This is a genomic window from Brevibacillus agri (genome assembly GCF_004117055.1).
GTDB lineage: Bacteria > Bacillota > Bacilli > Brevibacillales > Brevibacillaceae > Brevibacillus > Brevibacillus agri.
In genome coordinates this window covers 758,139-773,000 of sequence record NZ_CP026363.1, presented here as the reverse complement: position 1 = coordinate 773,000, position 14,862 = coordinate 758,139, and the positions used below count along the sequence as shown (strand labels likewise).

15 protein-coding genes, 1 pseudogene and 1 riboswitch are annotated in these 14,862 nt (G+C 50.9%); of the genes and pseudogenes, 7 read left to right on the top strand and 9 right to left on the bottom strand.

Annotated elements, in window-relative coordinates:
- Positions 1–21: 21 nt before the first annotated feature.
- The 3 genes from BA6348_RS03975 to BA6348_RS03965 all read right to left on the bottom strand — a co-directional run bounded on the left by BA6348_RS03975 (position 22) and on the right by BA6348_RS03965 (position 2,778).
- Positions 22–954 (bottom strand): nucleoside hydrolase, encoded by a 933-nt coding sequence (locus tag BA6348_RS03975; protein ID WP_005830139.1) that lies wholly within the window; start codon positions 952–954, stop codon positions 22–24.
- A gap of 78 nt (positions 955–1,032) precedes the next feature.
- Complete coding sequence (locus BA6348_RS03970) at positions 1,033–2,106, bottom strand: ABC transporter substrate-binding protein (RefSeq protein ID WP_007778336.1); 1,074 nt, start codon at positions 2,104–2,106, stop codon at positions 1,033–1,035.
- Positions 2,107–2,427: 321 nt separating this feature from the next.
- On the bottom strand, positions 2,428–2,778 hold the full coding sequence (locus tag BA6348_RS03965) for a hypothetical protein (RefSeq protein ID WP_025848092.1): 351 nt from the start codon (positions 2,776–2,778) through the stop codon (positions 2,428–2,430).
- Positions 2,779–2,997: 219 nt separating this feature from the next.
- Positions 2,998–3,100: riboswitch (SAM riboswitch) on the top strand.
- 122 nt (positions 3,101–3,222) lie between these two features.
- Here BA6348_RS03965 and BA6348_RS03960 point away from each other — a divergent pair.
- The 6 genes from BA6348_RS03960 to BA6348_RS03935 all read left to right on the top strand — a co-directional run bounded on the left by BA6348_RS03960 (position 3,223) and on the right by BA6348_RS03935 (position 7,762).
- Positions 3,223–4,056 (top strand): MetQ/NlpA family ABC transporter substrate-binding protein, encoded by an 834-nt coding sequence (locus BA6348_RS03960; protein WP_005830145.1) that lies wholly within the window; start codon positions 3,223–3,225, stop codon positions 4,054–4,056.
- Between the two features lie 40 nt (positions 4,057–4,096).
- Positions 4,097–5,155 carry a methionine ABC transporter ATP-binding protein gene (locus BA6348_RS03955; protein WP_005830147.1) on the top strand — a complete coding sequence of 353 codons (1,059 nt, stop codon included), beginning with the start codon at positions 4,097–4,099 and terminating at the stop codon, positions 5,153–5,155.
- Positions 5,134–5,796, top strand: a complete 663-nt coding sequence (locus BA6348_RS03950; protein WP_007778332.1) for a methionine ABC transporter permease — start codon at positions 5,134–5,136, stop codon at positions 5,794–5,796. The genes BA6348_RS03955 and BA6348_RS03950 overlap by 22 nt, the downstream gene beginning before the upstream one ends.
- A gap of 155 nt (positions 5,797–5,951) precedes the next feature.
- Complete coding sequence (locus tag BA6348_RS03945; protein ID WP_005830151.1) at positions 5,952–6,392, top strand: hypothetical protein; 441 nt, start codon at positions 5,952–5,954, stop codon at positions 6,390–6,392.
- Entirely contained in the window at positions 6,380–6,679 is a 300-nt protein-coding gene (locus tag BA6348_RS03940; protein ID WP_005830153.1) for a YxcD family protein, read from the top strand. Before BA6348_RS03945 ends, BA6348_RS03940 begins: the two co-directional genes overlap by 13 nt.
- A gap of 207 nt (positions 6,680–6,886) precedes the next feature.
- Positions 6,887–7,762 carry an ABC transporter ATP-binding protein gene (locus BA6348_RS03935; protein ID WP_005830155.1) on the top strand — a complete coding sequence of 292 codons (876 nt, stop codon included), beginning with the start codon at positions 6,887–6,889 and terminating at the stop codon, positions 7,760–7,762.
- A 139-nt stretch (positions 7,763–7,901) separates the two neighbouring features.
- On the opposite strand, the gene BA6348_RS03930 is transcribed toward BA6348_RS03935, so the two are convergent.
- The 6 genes and pseudogenes from BA6348_RS03930 to BA6348_RS03905 form a co-directional block, all read right to left on the bottom strand.
- Positions 7,902–8,882, bottom strand: coding sequence for a siderophore ABC transporter substrate-binding protein (locus BA6348_RS03930; RefSeq protein WP_007778327.1), 981 nt, complete (start codon positions 8,880–8,882; stop codon positions 7,902–7,904).
- 106 nt (positions 8,883–8,988) lie between these two features.
- On the bottom strand, positions 8,989–9,747 hold the full coding sequence (locus tag BA6348_RS03925; RefSeq protein WP_007778323.1) for an iron ABC transporter ATP-binding protein: 759 nt from the start codon (positions 9,745–9,747) through the stop codon (positions 8,989–8,991).
- Positions 9,744–10,685: an iron chelate uptake ABC transporter family permease subunit gene (locus BA6348_RS03920; RefSeq protein WP_007778320.1), complete on the bottom strand. Its 942-nt coding sequence runs from the start codon at positions 10,683–10,685 to the stop codon at positions 9,744–9,746. The genes BA6348_RS03925 and BA6348_RS03920 overlap by 4 nt, the downstream gene beginning before the upstream one ends.
- On the bottom strand, positions 10,682–11,635 hold the full coding sequence (locus tag BA6348_RS03915; RefSeq protein ID WP_122952564.1) for an ABC transporter permease: 954 nt from the start codon (positions 11,633–11,635) through the stop codon (positions 10,682–10,684). Before BA6348_RS03915 ends, BA6348_RS03920 begins: the two co-directional genes overlap by 4 nt.
- A 262-nt stretch (positions 11,636–11,897) precedes the next feature.
- Positions 11,898–12,650 carry a DUF4097 family beta strand repeat-containing protein gene (locus tag BA6348_RS03910; RefSeq protein ID WP_007778317.1) on the bottom strand — a complete coding sequence of 251 codons (753 nt, stop codon included), beginning with the start codon at positions 12,648–12,650 and terminating at the stop codon, positions 11,898–11,900.
- Positions 12,651–12,783: 133 nt separating this feature from the next.
- A pseudogene (locus tag BA6348_RS03905) lies at positions 12,784–14,154 on the bottom strand (MATE family efflux transporter).
- 349 nt (positions 14,155–14,503) lie between these two features.
- On the opposite strand from BA6348_RS03905, the gene BA6348_RS03900 reads away from it, so the two are divergent.
- The gene (locus BA6348_RS03900; RefSeq protein WP_005830165.1) at positions 14,504–14,860 is read left to right on the top strand and encodes a response regulator; all 357 of its coding nucleotides are present in this window, start codon (positions 14,504–14,506) and stop codon (positions 14,858–14,860) included.
- The last annotated feature ends 2 nt before the right edge of the window (positions 14,861–14,862 follow it).

Here is a 14,862-nt window from a genome sequence, read left to right as displayed (position 1 = left end):
TAACTCCTGTTCACGGTATCGTCAGGCTTTCAATGCGCCGAGAAAACGCGCAAAGAACGCATCTGCATCTACGTCCAGACAGACGTTCATGTTGGGTTCTTTTTTCAGGCGGTTCTGAAAGTCGCAAACCGTTTGCCCGTCACAAAGCTCGCTTTTCGTTTCGATATCGACATACAGCTTCTTCGTCGTCACCAGCGAACGGTCCAGCGCGACCGCAACAGCCAGCGGATCGTGCATGGCGCAGGCGCGCACGCCGTTGCGTTCAAAGTAGCGGTCCAGGTAATCGGACGTGCTTTGCTTCACGTAGCGGCCGATGGGCGTATCGCCCAGTTCCTTGATATGTTCTTCGGTAAGCAGGACTCGTCGTGTGACATCCAGCCCGACCAATGTCAATTGCGGAAATCCGGCGTGAAACACTACCTTGGCTGCTTCCGGATCGACGTACATGTTGTACTCCGCCACCGGGGTCACATTTCCGTGCTCGGTCACTACCCCGCCCATAAAAATGACTTCCTTCACCTGCTTGACCAGCTCGGGGCACCTTCTGACAGCCAAGGCCAGATTCGTCAGCGGCCCTGTCATGACAAGCGTGACTTGCCCGGGACGAGCCAGCACTTGCTCGCAAATGAAATCAGGCGCAAAGCCTTCCCGCGGCTGCGTCAGCACCTCCGCATCCCGCAGTGCCCCGCCAAGCCCGTCCTCGCCATGAATGCGATGCTCGAAAAACAACGGACGAAAAAGCGGCTGGGAGGCTCCGCGTACGACAGGAATCGTTGCTCCCACTTGCAGGAAATCGAGAATTTTGCACGTATTTTCTGTCGCTTTGCCAAGGGATACGTTGCCGTTTACGGTAGTGATTCCGATCAATTCACATTGACCGCTCTTGATAGCCAAAATAATTCCCAGCGCGTCATCAATTCCGGTATCGACATCAAGAATGATTTTTTGCTCCACGAGTGGTCCTCCTTCAGTTGAAACAAACAAGGGTATATCCGCCTGACGTCTATACCCTTGTCCTGTTTCAAGCGCTTGTTATTGGGTAATTTCGCGATTCCAGCGATCAATCCACGCCTTGGAATGCTCGTTGACGAACTTCATGTCCAGCTTGCGCAGCTTGTTCACTGTCTCTTCGCCGTAAGTCACGCCTTTTGCTTCATCGGCTGTCAGCTCCACAGACGTGTTTACAGGAGAGTCTACTTTTGCTTTCGCTGTTTTCTCCTGAACTTCCTTGCTCAACTGATAGTTGATGAAGTCCTCGGCCAGTTGCTTGTTTTTGCTGCCTTTGACGATGTTGACGGTGTTCATTACGGCGTAGCCACCGCTTGCCGGAGCGACGAATACCGCTTCTGGCACGGCTGCCTGGATGTCTTTGAAGTACATTTCCATGATCGGACCCACTGCGATTTCTTCCTGGCTGAACATGTTCACGTACTCGGAAGTTTTGTCGTAATACTTCACAACGCCTTTATTCGCTTCTTTCATTTTTGCAAACGCCTGGTCTTCGTTAAACTCTGCGCTACCTGCTACCATCGAAGCGCTGTCGAGAATCATCGGGCCTGTGGTGGACGTGATGTTCGGCAGTGTCAGCTTGCCTGCCAACTCAGGGCTCCACAGGTCTTTCCAATCTTTGATCTCGGTTGTGACCAGCTTCGGATTGTAGGCAATCCCGAATTGTCCGATCGTGTAGGCTGGACCGTAGTCCTCGCCCAGCGGCGCTTTGGCGATATCGTAAATCTGGTTCAGGTTCGGAATGCGACTGCGGTCGATTTTTTCAAATACGCCGCTGTCGATTCCTTGCTGCGCATAGTAGTCGGAGAGATAGATCAGATCGACGTCGGAACTGCCTTGGCGGATTTTGTTCAGACGCTCGGCGTTGTTTCCGATTTCGAGCACGATTTTCACGTTGTGCTCTTTTTCAAATGGTTCGTAGATTTCTTTGCGGAAAAAGTCTTCAGAAAAGCCCCATGTAGAGATTACCAGCTTTTGCGGCTCGCCTTTGGCAGCTTCGCCTGCTGCTCCCTCCTGCGGTTTGTCGCTGCTGCCGCAGCCTGCAAGCACCAGAGACAGCATGGAAGCAGAAAGTATTCCTGTCAGCATTTTTTTCATCGTAATGTTCCTCCCGTTCGGCTTATAAATGACGAATGATTCCATCTCATAGAATGAAGTGTTTTCTCGTTTTTATACTGCGTGTCGTGAAACCCCCTACTGTTTCCCTCGTTCGGTGATTTTATTCATCAACCACCCCCTTTGCCAAGCGTTGAGAAGCTGAAAAAGAAAAAAGAAAAGCACCCTTGAATAGAACGATACATTCTAAACAAGAGCACTTTTCTTCGTAAACAAAGAGAAGCGACACCCGTTTCACACCATTTTCACGGTCTTCCCTTGAGATAAATCAAAAGGGAAAATCCGAACGAATGGGGCAAGTATTTAATTTTCCGAGCCGCTCACAATCACATTCGTGATCGCCCACTGCGTAGGCGCGTCATAGTCTCTTAGCACAGCTTCCAGCTTCAGACCCATCTCTTCTTCCAGCCGTTCTTTCAGTTTCCTCTTATAAAGAAGAGACATGCGAAAATCGACTTCGAGCTTCAGGGCCGGGGCTTCGCCTTCAAGCGCGGCAGAGCGCGGTGAACGGCGATGCTTGGCGTGGAAGGTAATCAACTGATTCTCAATGGTCACTCTCAGCAAAGTCGTTCCAAATCCGAACAACTCTTTCGCTATCTCATTATAAATGGCAGACAGCTTTTTTCTCGTTTCATTCGTGTCTGTTAAACTCATGACATCACCCGCGAGAGCTGTTATCGGATTCGTTGCTCCCATTATACATATGATTTCTGGCTAGAGCAAGCAAACATTCGTATTTAGATCATTTTTACATTTTTCAGTCAAAAATTCGTTCGGAAAAACAATTGACAGGTCGAAATCGGCAAGCTATAATCCAACTAACCTAATATGAATTGTAGGCAATTTGCTTTGACCGAATTTCATAAGCCACTTCTCTTATAAAGAGAGGTCGAGGGACTGGCCCTATGACACCTCGGCAACCTATCCCACCGATATGGTGCCAAATCCAGCGGAAATCAATTCCGACAGATAAGAGAGGCATTGACGACTGTGAATGTTGCATGCGCAGTTACAAGCCTCTTCTTAGCGGAAGAGGCTTTTTGTTTTCCCGGTTACTATTTTCAAGATATACAAACACCAAAGAAAAGGGGAATTTTCATGAAAAAGACAGGCTTATTTCTCACTTCGCTTCTGCTAGCTGCTTCTCTCGTTACGGCGTGCGGCGGCAAACAGGAAGCGGCTCCCGCAAACGGTGGAGCTGCTGCTGAACAGCAAACCAAAATCAAGGTCGGCGTGACAGGCGGCCCTCACGAAGAAATTTTCAACAAAGTAAAAGAAGTCGCCAAAGGCCAAGGAATCGACGTGGAGCTGGTTGTGTTCAACGACTATGTGCAACCGAACCAGGCTCTCGATAAAGGCAATCTCGATATGAACAGCTTCCAGACCATCCCGTTCCTGGCCAAGTTCAATCAGGACCACAAAACCAAAATCGTCGAGATCGGCAAAGGCGTAACCTTCCCGATGGGGCTCTACTCCACCAAGCATAAAAAAGTAGAGGACATCCCGGAAGGCGGCGTGGTCGGCATCCAAAACGACCCGACGAACCGCGCCCGCGCTCTGTTGCTCTACCAGGCTGCCGGACTTATCAAGCTCAAAGACGGCGTGAAAGACAACGCGACTCCGCTGGACATCGTGGAAAATCCGAAAAAACTGCAATTCAAGGAGCTGGAGGCAGCGTTTTTGGCTCGCTCGCTCGGCAACGTGGAAGTCGCTTCGATCAACACCAACTTCGCCATGGAAGCAGGCTATTCGCCGAAAAAAGACGCGATCTTCTCGGAAACGTCTGATTCTCCTTACGTCAACATCATCGCCGTCAGAGAAGCAGACAAAGACAACCCGACCTACAAAAAGCTCGTGGACATCTACCGCTCGGAAGAAGTGAAGAAGTTTATCGACGAACACTTTGAAGGAGCCGTGCTGCCGTCCTGGTAAAAACATGCCGGGAACAACCGACAACAAGGAGACACTCGTGATGATACAGCTAACTGATATTCATAAAACGTACAAGGTAGGAGCCAGGCAGGTCGAAGCCTTGAAGGGCGTATCTCTGAACGTGGAAAAAGGGCAAATCTACGGCGTGATCGGCTTTAGCGGAGCGGGGAAAAGTACCCTGCTCCGCACGATCAACCTGTTGGAAAAGCCGACGAGCGGCTCCGTAGTCGTCAACGGGCAAAATCTGCTTGAGCTGAAGGAAAAAGAGCTGCGCCAGGCGCGCAAAAAGATCGGCATTATTTTTCAGCACTTCAATCTGCTTTCCTCCTACAACGTCTTTGACAACGTGGCGGAAATATTGCGGATGAACCGAGTGCCAAAGGACGTTATCAAGCGCAAGGTAGAAGACTTGCTGCGCCTCGTCGGTCTGGCGGACAAGGCAAACGCCTATCCTTCCCAACTGTCCGGCGGGCAAAAGCAACGGGTAGGCATTGCCCGGGCACTCGCCACCGATCCGGAAATTTTGCTGTGCGACGAAGCGACATCTGCTCTCGACCCGCAGACGACCGAATCGATCTTGGAGCTTTTGCTCGACATTAACCGCAAGTTCAATCTGACAATCGTGCTGATTACCCACGAAATGCAGGTTATCAAAAAAATATGCGACCAGGTCGCGATCATGGAAAACGGCGTCATCATCGAGCAAGGGACTGTGCTTGATATTTTCAGCAATCCGCAGCAGCAGACGACGCGCAATTTCATCAAGACGATTTTTGACGATGAAGTGCCGGGTGAAATTTTGGCCAAAATCAAGCCGTCCGGGCCTGTCTCGAAAATACTTCGCGTAGCTTTTCGCGGGGATGCCGCGCTCGATCCGGTGCTCGGCACGCTGTCCGCGCGTTTTCCGGTCAGCACCAACTTGCTGTACGGCTCGATTACTTCCATTAAAGGAACGGCGCTGGGCATTCTGCTGCTGCATATCTCCGGGGAGGAACGGGCGATTGAGGACGGCATTGCTTTTCTGCGCGAATCGGTTTACAGAGTGGACATCGTCGAACGAGAGGAGGGCACGCACTCATGGACCGCCTTACTGAAATGATTCCTGTCTTCGGACAGTCCTTGCAGGAAACTGTCATCATGGTGGGCATCGCGCTGTTCATTGCGACGCTCATCGGCATTCCGCTGGGGATTCTTCTCGTCGTTACCCAGGGCAACCATCTGTTTCCGAACAAATTCATCTACCACGCACTCAATACGATCATCAACATCGTGCGCTCGCTGCCTTTTATCATCCTGATGGTCGCGATCATCCCGTTCACCGAGCTGATCGTCGGTACCTCCATCGGCATCGAGGGCGCCATCGTCCCGTTGATCGTCTACACGGCTCCTTATATTTCCCGCTTGATGGAGACGGCGCTGCACGACGTGGACCGCGGCGTCATCGAGGCGTACCAGGCCATGGGAGCCTCGCGCCGACAAATTATTTTTCGCATCATGCTGCGCGAGGCAAGACCGGGCATCGTGCTCTGCCTGACGATTGCCACCATCGGCCTGATCGGCGCGACCGCGATGGCCGGAGCCGTCGGAGCGGGCGGGCTGGGCGATCTGGCGCTGCGCTACGGCTACCAGCAATGGGATATCGAGGTCATGATAATTACCGTCATCATCCTCGTCGTTTTGGTGCAACTGATCCAGTCGCTCGGCAACTGGGCGGCTCGCAAACTGAAAAAAAGCGCATAGCGAGAAAGCCCTTGGCTGCTGCTGCACGTCAGGGGCTTTCGTTTTGTTTTCTTCTTCCATCCAGCAATGTTCACCGAATGTTTGGTGGAAAAGCTCCAAATATTCATGTACACTTATATGTAACTCAATGAATAGAGAGGGGCTACTCAAATCACATGAAAAAACTCATCATGCTGTTGGTCGCCGTTATGCTCGTACTCGCTCCTGGCGGATTCACAGATCACGCCGATGCAAAAGGCTACAAGTCTGGCAAAAAGTCGTTCAATTCCAATACAGCTCCAACGAACACGCAAACTCCAACCAAAGCCGATTCGAATGTAAATGCCTCTACCAATAAAAGCACGACAACCAATACACCGGCAACTGCTGCTCCGACCAAAAGCAGCGGCGGCTTCATGAAAGGCCTTCTCGTCGGTGGACTGGCTGGATTGCTGTTCGGTAGCCTGTTTGGCGACATGGGAGCTTTGGGCGCAATCTTCGGCTTCCTGATTAACATGCTGGCGATTGTGGCTGTGATCGTCCTGATCCGCAAAATCTTCGTCTACTTCAAAACGCAACGCGCGAAGAAACAGGAACTGAACGCATGGAAAAGATAACATTTTCGGAGCAAATGCTCATCAACGCCATCTGCCTGCATGTGGCGAGCAAAAAGCAAGTTCAGCCGCAAGACGTAGAAGTTGAGCTGATGTGGGACGAAGACTACGGCTTTTCCGCTGAAGTTTACGCCAACGGTCGCAAGCAGGTGTTCGTCGAGATCAACCTGATCGAAGCCATCCGCTTCTATCTGGAGACGCAAATGCAACGCAACCCGTACTCTGCGGGTATCGAGCTGGTACTGGATGACGAGGAAGGCATCATCGCCCACATCACGTACCAAAGCTAGTCGCCTATTTTCATAAGCTTGTTATTCCCAAGCCAATTTGCTCACACTAGAGAGCAGGTTGGCTTTTCTCATGCCTCGATTGCACGCGATCAAGCGATCAAGTATTGAAATTGCCTGCATTCCGTTATATACTTTAATGAAAATGATTATCATTGTCTGCTTTTACTCATACATGTACATACTTTCCTATAAAGGAGTTGGCCTATTGTGGAACGCTTATACACGCAAAAGCTGGACATCGGTTACGGCGAGCTTTCCATTGTCAAAGACCTGAATATCAGCATCCCTTCCGGCAAAATCACCGCGCTGGTCGGCGCAAACGGCTCGGGCAAATCGACTATCCTCAAAACATTGGCCCGGATCATGAAGCCGTCAGGCGGACAGGTGTTTCTGGACGGGAAGTCGATCCATCAGCAGTCGACCAAAGAAGTCGCCAAGCAACTGGCGATTCTTCCGCAGAACCCAACTGCTCCCGATGGATTGACCGTGTCTGAGCTTGTTACCTACGGCCGCTTCCCGCATCAAAAAGGCTTCGGCTCCCTGACCAAAGAAGATAAGGAAATCGTCCAATGGGCCATTTCCATGACGGGTATGGTCGACTTCTACGACCGTCCTGTAGACCAGCTCTCCGGCGGTCAACGCCAGCGCGCCTGGATCGCCATGGCTTTGGCGCAAGGGACCGACATTCTGTTCCTGGATGAGCCGACCACCTTCCTCGACATGGCACACCAGTTGGAAGTGCTCAAGCTGCTGCAAAAGCTGAACGAGGAAGAAAACCGCACGATCGTCATGGTCGTCCACGATTTGAACCATGCGACACGCTACGCCCAGCACATGGTGGCGATCTCTCGCGGCACCGTCATGGCAGAAGGTACTCCGGCAGAAGTCATGACTCCCGAGATGCTGCGCAAAGTATTCAACATCGAAGCGGACATTTTGACCGACCCGCGCACAGGCGTGCCGCTTTGCCTCCCTTACGAGCTGAGCCATGCCGTTGAAAACAAGCAACCTGCATCCAGCCTAGTTCAACCAGCCGCCCAAGCGGTACAAGAAGAAGAACGCAAGCTGGTCGGCACTCGTTAATTTTCTCTATCATCGACAGCACAAGCCATTCTCCTGATCGGCCAAAAGGAGAATGGCTTTTTTGGTGCAAAGAAAAACAAGCAAGCAGCCCGGGGCTTGATCTGCCCCGGGCTGCTGCCTATCTGTCAACGAGGTTTGATTACCACTTGATGTCTTTCAGGATTTCATCAGCCATGTTCGCTGTAGACACCAGTCCGCCACCGGACAGGTACCAGTAGTTGGCATCCAGGTAAATGATGTTGCCGTTTTTGAACGCTTTGGTGTTTTTCACCAGGTCGTTTTCTACCGCTTCTTTTGCTGCAGCAGAAACGCCTTGGTTTCCGGAGATTACGCCGCGGTCTACGACAAACAGGTAGTCAGGGTCTTTCTCTGCCACGTACTCAGCCGATACGCTTTGACCGTGTGTTGAAACTTCAATGTTTTTGTCTACAGCAGCAAAGCCAAATACGTCATGCAAAATGCCGAAGCGGGAACCAGGACCGTAAGCGCTCAGCTTGCCTTCGTTCACCAGAACGATCAGCGCGTTTTTGCCGCTTGCAGTCGCTTTTTCATTCAGTTGCTTGATAGAGTCGTTGATTTTTGCCAGTTCTTCGTCTACTTGCGCTTCTTTGCCGAAGATAGTGCCGAGAGTTTTCATGTTCTCGGTGAAGGACTCCATGTACTTGGTCGTATCTACACCCAGGAAGATGGTTGGGGCGATTTTGTTCAGTTCTTCATAAGCGTCTTGCTGACGGCCGGAGATGAAGATTACATCCGGTTTCATCGCGTTGATTTTTTCAAAGTCAGGCTCTTTCAGGCTGCCGATGTTGGTGTATTTCGCGTCCTTGAACTTCTCCAGGTAAGGAGGAATGCTGGATTGCGCTACCCCTTTCACTTCAATGCCCAGTTTGTCCAGGGAATCGAGTACACCGTAGTCAAAGACTACTACGTTTTGCGGGTTCTTCTTCAGTTTTGCCTCGCCCAATTTATGTTTGATCGTGATTTCTTCGGATTCCTTCGCGGCGCCGTTGGAAGCCTCTGGCGTTTGGGAAGGAGCTGCACTATTGGAGCCGGAACCGCATGCCGCTGTAAAGACTGCCAACAGTACGGCCATGAACAGCACAAGGATTTTTTTGTTCATTTCTCTCACCTCTATAAGTTTTTTAATATATATAAAATTATTGATAGCTTGCTGATGAACCCCCTTGCATGCCATCAAAATAATTTTATCGAAGGGAAGAAAAGCGTTACGCGAAATATACGCATATTTTGTTTTGGTCGATGTCCTCGATGTGGATGTCCATATCGTACACATCCTTCAAGGTTTGCGGGTCGATGATCTCGTCGGTAGTGCCTTCCTTCACGACCTTGCCATCCTTGAGCGCCACGATATAGTCCGAGTAGCAGGAAGCAAAATTGATATCGTGAATGACGATCACGACGGTTTTGCCCATCTCGTCCACCAGGCGGCGCAGCACCTTCATGATCTGGACCGAATGCTTCATGTCCAAATTGTTCAGCGGCTCATCGAGAAGCACATACTCCGTGTTTTGCGCGACAACCATGGCGATGTACGCCCGCTGCCGCTGCCCGCCGCTCAACTGGTCGAGGTATTTGTGCTGAATGTCCGTAAGCTCCAGGTAACGGATCGCTTCGTCTACATACTTCCAGTCCTCTTTGGTCAGGTTGCCTTGCGAGTACGGGAAGCGCCCGAAGCTGACCAGCTCGCGGATCGTCAGGCGAACGGTGATGTGGTTGGACTGCTTGAGAATCGAAATCTTTTTCGCCAGGTCGTTGCTTTTGTACTGGCCGATCTCTTGCCCCTCAATCAATACCTCGCCCTGGTCCTTCGTCAACAAACGGCTGACCATGGACAAAAGCGTACTCTTCCCGGCTCCGTTCGGCCCGATAAAAGACGTGATTTTTCCCTTGGCAATCTTCACCGAGACGTTTTCCACGACGTTTTTGTTCCCATACTGTTTTGAGACGTTACGGACTTCTATCACGCTTTATTCTCCTTTAACAGAAGATAGATGAAGTAAACCCCACCGATAAAGTTGACGATCACACTGAGCGTCGTCGAGAACGTGAACACGCGCTCTACGACCAACAGACCGCCTACCAGCGCCACGACGCTGATTAACGCCGAGCCTGCCAGCAAATACTTGTGCTGATACGTCTTCATGAACTGATGAGCCAGGTTCGCCACCAGAAGCCCCAGGAAGGTGATCGGTCCAACCAATGCGGTCGCAATCGACACCAGAATCGCAATCACGATCAGGAAGCGCTTGACGACAAAATCGTAAGGAATCCCCAGGTTGATCGCCTGATCGCGTCCCAGCGACAGCACATCCAAATATTTGGTGTAGCGCCAGAAGTAGATCCCGATCGCGATCACCAGCACAAAGCTGAGAATCAGCAGGTCTGTGTTCACGTTGTTGAAGCTGGCGAACATTTTATCCTGTACGATCTGAAATTCATTCGGGTCGATCAACACTTGCATGAACGTCGACAGACTGCCGAACAGCGTGCCGAAGATCAGCCCGATCAACAGCAGGAAGTAGATGTTTTGGCCTTCCCGTTTAAACAGGAATTTGTACAGCACGCCGGCAAACAAAACCATCAAGCCTGTCGAGATGAGAAAGTTGACATTTTTGTTCATGATCGTCATGTGCGTAGAGCCAAACACGAAAATGACGAACGTCTGAATGAACATGTAAAGGGAATCAAGGCCGATGATGCTGGGCGTCAAGATGCGGTTGTTGGTAATCGTCTGGAAGACCATTGTCGAGAATGCGATGATGCACCCGGTCAAGATGATGGCGAGAATTTTTTTCGCCCGCCGGGGAAGCACGTAATCCCAGTTGCCTCCAGCGTCAATCAGCATGAATACGGCTATCAGAGCAACGGCGACTATCGCCATGCCACCAATCTTAGCTTTCATCGTTCATATGCCTTTCTTCTCATGAGTAAGTACACGAATATACCGCTGCCCACTACCCCGACCATCAAACCGATCGAAATTTCGTACGGGAAGATGATGAGGCGTCCCAAAATATCGCAGCAGAGGACGAACACCGCGCCCAGCAAGGCGGTATGGGCCAAGCTTTTTTTCAGGTTGTCACCGAGATAAAGCGTCACAATATTAGGAATAATAAGCCCTAAAAACGGGATCGTTCCCACTGTGAGGATGACGACGGACGAAACCATCGCGACAATCGCCAGCCCGATATTGACGACCTGCTTGTAATTCAGCCCGAGGTTGATGGCAAATTCCTCGCCCATCCCTGCGATCGTAAACTTGTTGGCAAACAGGTACGCAATGACGACCAGCGGAATGCTTATGTATAGAAGCTCGTAGTTGCCCCTCATGATGGAGGAAAAATCGCCGTGCAACCAGGACGACATGTTCTGGATCAGGTCGTGCTTGTAGGCGAAAAACGTCGTGATCGACCCGACGATATTCCCGAACATTAGCCCGACCAGCGGAATGAAGATCGAGTCTTTGTACTTCACTCTGTCGAGAATTTTCATGAAGATAAACGTTCCGAGCAGAGCGAAAACGAATGCCACGAGCAGCTTCACCCATACAGAGGCGTCGACAAACACAAGCAAGGAGACGAGAATCCCGAAGCGGACAGAATCTTCGGTCCCCGCCGTCGTAGGCGAGACGAATTTATTGCGGGTCAGTTGCTGCATGATGAGGCCGACCACACTCATGCTGATACCGGCGATGATGATGCTAATCAGGCGGGGAATCCGGCTGATCCACATCACCTGAACCTTGTCGTCGCTGAGATTGAACAGCTCCAGGGGCGAAATGTCCTTCACGCCGATAAACAGGGATACCATTGATAGCAGAATCAGGGCCACAACCAAATATCTTTTTTTCATCGCTTCCCTACTCTTCTCTTTGTTCACGTGAATGATGCGTTGCTTTTATTGTGCTTATTGAGAAAGGGATTCATTCTCAATAATAAAGAATCTCATTCTCAATCGTTTCTCCATTTGTTATATTAGCACTTCTTTATCCTGGATAAAAGCATTTTTTCATTAGTCGACTAAATTTCTCTGGATTGACAAAAGTAAGAATTTTCCGGCCTGTGTCTTCCTAATAAAAAAGCGCCGCTGCGCCAAAGGCAACGGCACTCTTTTTTCAGTTCTCCGTGTACGATCCGCTGACGTTTTTCACCGAACGCTTTCCAGAGCCATCCTCTACGATTTCCACGTTTCCATCGACTGTGTAAATGTCGATATCGCCGCTTTCATCCGATATGCTCAGGTTGCCTTTGTGCCGGACGATGTTCATATCGCCCGACTGATCGCGAATCTCCACATCGCCAACCGTATCTTCCAGCAAAATGTCGCCGGAATCGTCCTCAATCAGCTTGAGGGCAGTCGCCTTGCTGATTTTGATATCACCGGACTGGTCGTTGATTTCCACTTCGCCAGTGACATCCTTCAGCCGGATATCGCCGGAGTCATCCGCAATCGTGAGCGGCCCCGCCAGCTTGGATACGTCGATATCCCCTGAACCGTCCGTGATCGCGACCTTCAAACCGGATGGAACCGTGACCTCCAGTTTCAGCTTCATATACGCCACGCCGAACTGCGCGCGACTTTCTGACGTCAACTGGGCGACAGCCCCGTCCTCGGCGAGCGTTACTTCTATATCTTCGGGATTGATATTTGGCGATCTGTTGATCGTAGCGTCTACCTGGATAGAGGTGGCCTTGTCGTCTCCCTTCACGATCAAATCACCCGACGCTGTCGCTATCTCCAGCGTTTCTATCGCCGCAATCGGCAGCTCCAAATGCCGTTTTTCCTCTACAGTCTGCAAGCTTCCGTTGCTACAGCCCGCAAGACCTATGGCCAAAGCCAAAAATCCAGCTCCTATCCAACTTTTCATCTCTATCTCCTCTATACGCAAGCTTATCTGTTCTTGCTATTCATTGTACTCGACAGACGGAGAAGTAGAATCCGCCTCTGGGGTTGTTTTCCAGTCGGTCTGCAGACGGAGTCGTTCGTTGTGCTGGCACGCGCTACGGGTCGATGAGCGTTTTTCGCTCCCACGCCCTGCTCCGCCAGCGGAAAAACATCATGATGCCCCGTATCCATTCATCGGTTGCGACTGCCAGCCATACCCCAGCCAAGCCCAAGCCCGCGTAAAAAGCGAGCACATAGCCAAGCGGCAAGCTGATCCCGATCATCGAGATCAGGCCCATATACACCGGAAACTGGGTATCTCCCGCCGCGCGCAAGGAATTAATCAGCACGATGTTGAAAACACGCCCCGTCTCCAGCAATATGCTGAGCAAAATGATCGTCGAGCTGATCTGCAAAACTTGTGGATCAGTCGTGAACATGCCCATAATCGGTTCGCGGAAGACGATGATGAGCGTATTGACTACAGCCGTGTAGAGCAAGCCCCAGCGCAAGCTTTTCCACACCCTGCCGTAAGCTTCGTCCGGCCTGCCTGCCCCGACCAGCTTGCCGGTAATGATCGCCGTCCCCATCCCGATCGCGACGCTGAACAAGTAAATGAACATGGAGAGCTGAAGCACGTACTGGCGGGAGGCGAGCGACGCTGCGCCCAGAAACGTCACGTAGTAAAAAAAGACGAGCTGACAGGCGTGGTACATGATTTGCTCGCATGCGGCAGGAATGCCCACCCGGCAAATTTTGCCGACGTACGACCGTTTGATCGCCACGTACTCTTTGAACCCGACTTTGACCTCGATCAGCCGATAAAACGCCCAGAAAAAGACGATCAGCCCCAACGCTCTGCTCAATACGGTAGAGATCGCCGCACCCTCCACGCCCAGTTCGGGAAAGCCGAAGCGGCCAAAGATCAGCAAATAGTTCCCGATCACGTGAATCACGTTGATCCCGAGCGAGATGAACATGCTCTCCTTCGTGAAGCCGTAAGTGCGAATCATGCTCGCCAACGTATTGATGAGCGCCTGCAAAAACAAGCCGCCCCCGACGATGGCGATTTACGACTGGGCCAGCGCCAAAATCTCTCCCTGCAAATTGACATGGGTAAGCAAGGCATTGCCAAACAGGACAAAGCCTACGCTAATGACGATGCCGATCAGCAGGTTGAGCGTGATGGCAACTGCCCCGACCCTCGCCGCATCGACCATTTTTTTCGAGCCGATGTATTGCGCGACGACATTCGAAGCGCCGTTGCCCACCACCTCCAAAATCAAAATCGCAATAAAGATCAGTTGATTGGCAGCTCCAACTGCCGATACTGCCTGATCGGACACCCCGCTCAGCATAAACGTGTCGGTAATGCCGATCAGGGAAAAAAGCAGCAACTCCAAAAAGATAGGCCAAGTCAACGCAAATAGATTGTACGCGCTGATTTCTCGTCGGCCTGTTTGCCGCTCGGCTATTTTCGCATCCATAGTGTCACCTTTCCTGTCATGTACCCCCTGTTATCCTAGCGACATTTTACACCTTACCCTTTCAGGTGCGGGGAACTCATCGCTTTTTTTACAAGATCTTCACGAAAGAAATGTCATTCTGGCGAAAGGATACAACGTTTTCAGCCGCTCCTTTGCGGCAGGAGCGGCTTCACGGGAGCGATCCTGGCCGTCAAGGACTCACAGTTGACTGATTTGTGACGTTTCCGTCAAAGATCGCTCAAATTTTCTAATAATGGGATTGCGACCATTTTCCTAACAATGTTATGGTTAAGGCAGGCACACCATACACTGCACAACACTATCACACCGCTTCGACACAGGAGGTTTTATGGCTCGTATATTAATTGCTGATGACTCGATTGTTGTCCGAGAATACATTAGAATCATCCTTCAACGGGCTGGCCATCAAGTCATTGCAGAAGCGGCGGATGGATTAGACGCCTACCATCAGTACATGACGCACCAACCTGACGTAGTCATGATGGATATCAACATGCCAGGCATGAACGGTATCGACACTGTCAAAAAAATTATTAGCGAATTCCCCAATGCCTACATCATCATGATTAGCACCTACGGTTTAAAGCATTTGGTCTTTGAAGCGATCAATGCGGGAGCGCGTCACTATATCACCAAGCCGATTGATGAAGAGCGCCTTTTGGATTCTATTCAAAACACGCACTGAAC

Coding starts and splice junctions, on each gene's coding strand:
- BA6348_RS03970 (WP_007778336.1), bottom strand. CDS start 2,106: ATGAAAAAAATGCTGACAGGAATACTTTCTGCTTCCATGCTGTCTCTG.
- BA6348_RS03965 (WP_025848092.1), bottom strand. CDS start 2,778: ATGAGTTTAACAGACACGAATGAAACGAGAAAAAAGCTGTCTGCCATT.
- BA6348_RS03960 (WP_005830145.1), top strand. CDS start 3,223: ATGAAAAAGACAGGCTTATTTCTCACTTCGCTTCTGCTAGCTGCTTCT.
- BA6348_RS03955 (WP_005830147.1), top strand. CDS start 4,097: ATGATACAGCTAACTGATATTCATAAAACGTACAAGGTAGGAGCCAGG.
- BA6348_RS03950 (WP_007778332.1), top strand. CDS start 5,134: ATGGACCGCCTTACTGAAATGATTCCTGTCTTCGGACAGTCCTTGCAG.
- BA6348_RS03945 (WP_005830151.1), top strand. CDS start 5,952: ATGAAAAAACTCATCATGCTGTTGGTCGCCGTTATGCTCGTACTCGCT.
- BA6348_RS03940 (WP_005830153.1), top strand. CDS start 6,380: ATGGAAAAGATAACATTTTCGGAGCAAATGCTCATCAACGCCATCTGC.
- BA6348_RS03930 (WP_007778327.1), bottom strand. CDS start 8,882: ATGAACAAAAAAATCCTTGTGCTGTTCATGGCCGTACTGTTGGCAGTC.
- BA6348_RS03920 (WP_007778320.1), bottom strand. CDS start 10,685: ATGAAAGCTAAGATTGGTGGCATGGCGATAGTCGCCGTTGCTCTGATA.
- BA6348_RS03915 (WP_122952564.1), bottom strand. CDS start 11,635: ATGAAAAAAAGATATTTGGTTGTGGCCCTGATTCTGCTATCAATGGTA.
- BA6348_RS03910 (WP_007778317.1), bottom strand. CDS start 12,650: ATGAAAAGTTGGATAGGAGCTGGATTTTTGGCTTTGGCCATAGGTCTT.
- BA6348_RS03900 (WP_005830165.1), top strand. CDS start 14,504: ATGGCTCGTATATTAATTGCTGATGACTCGATTGTTGTCCGAGAATAC.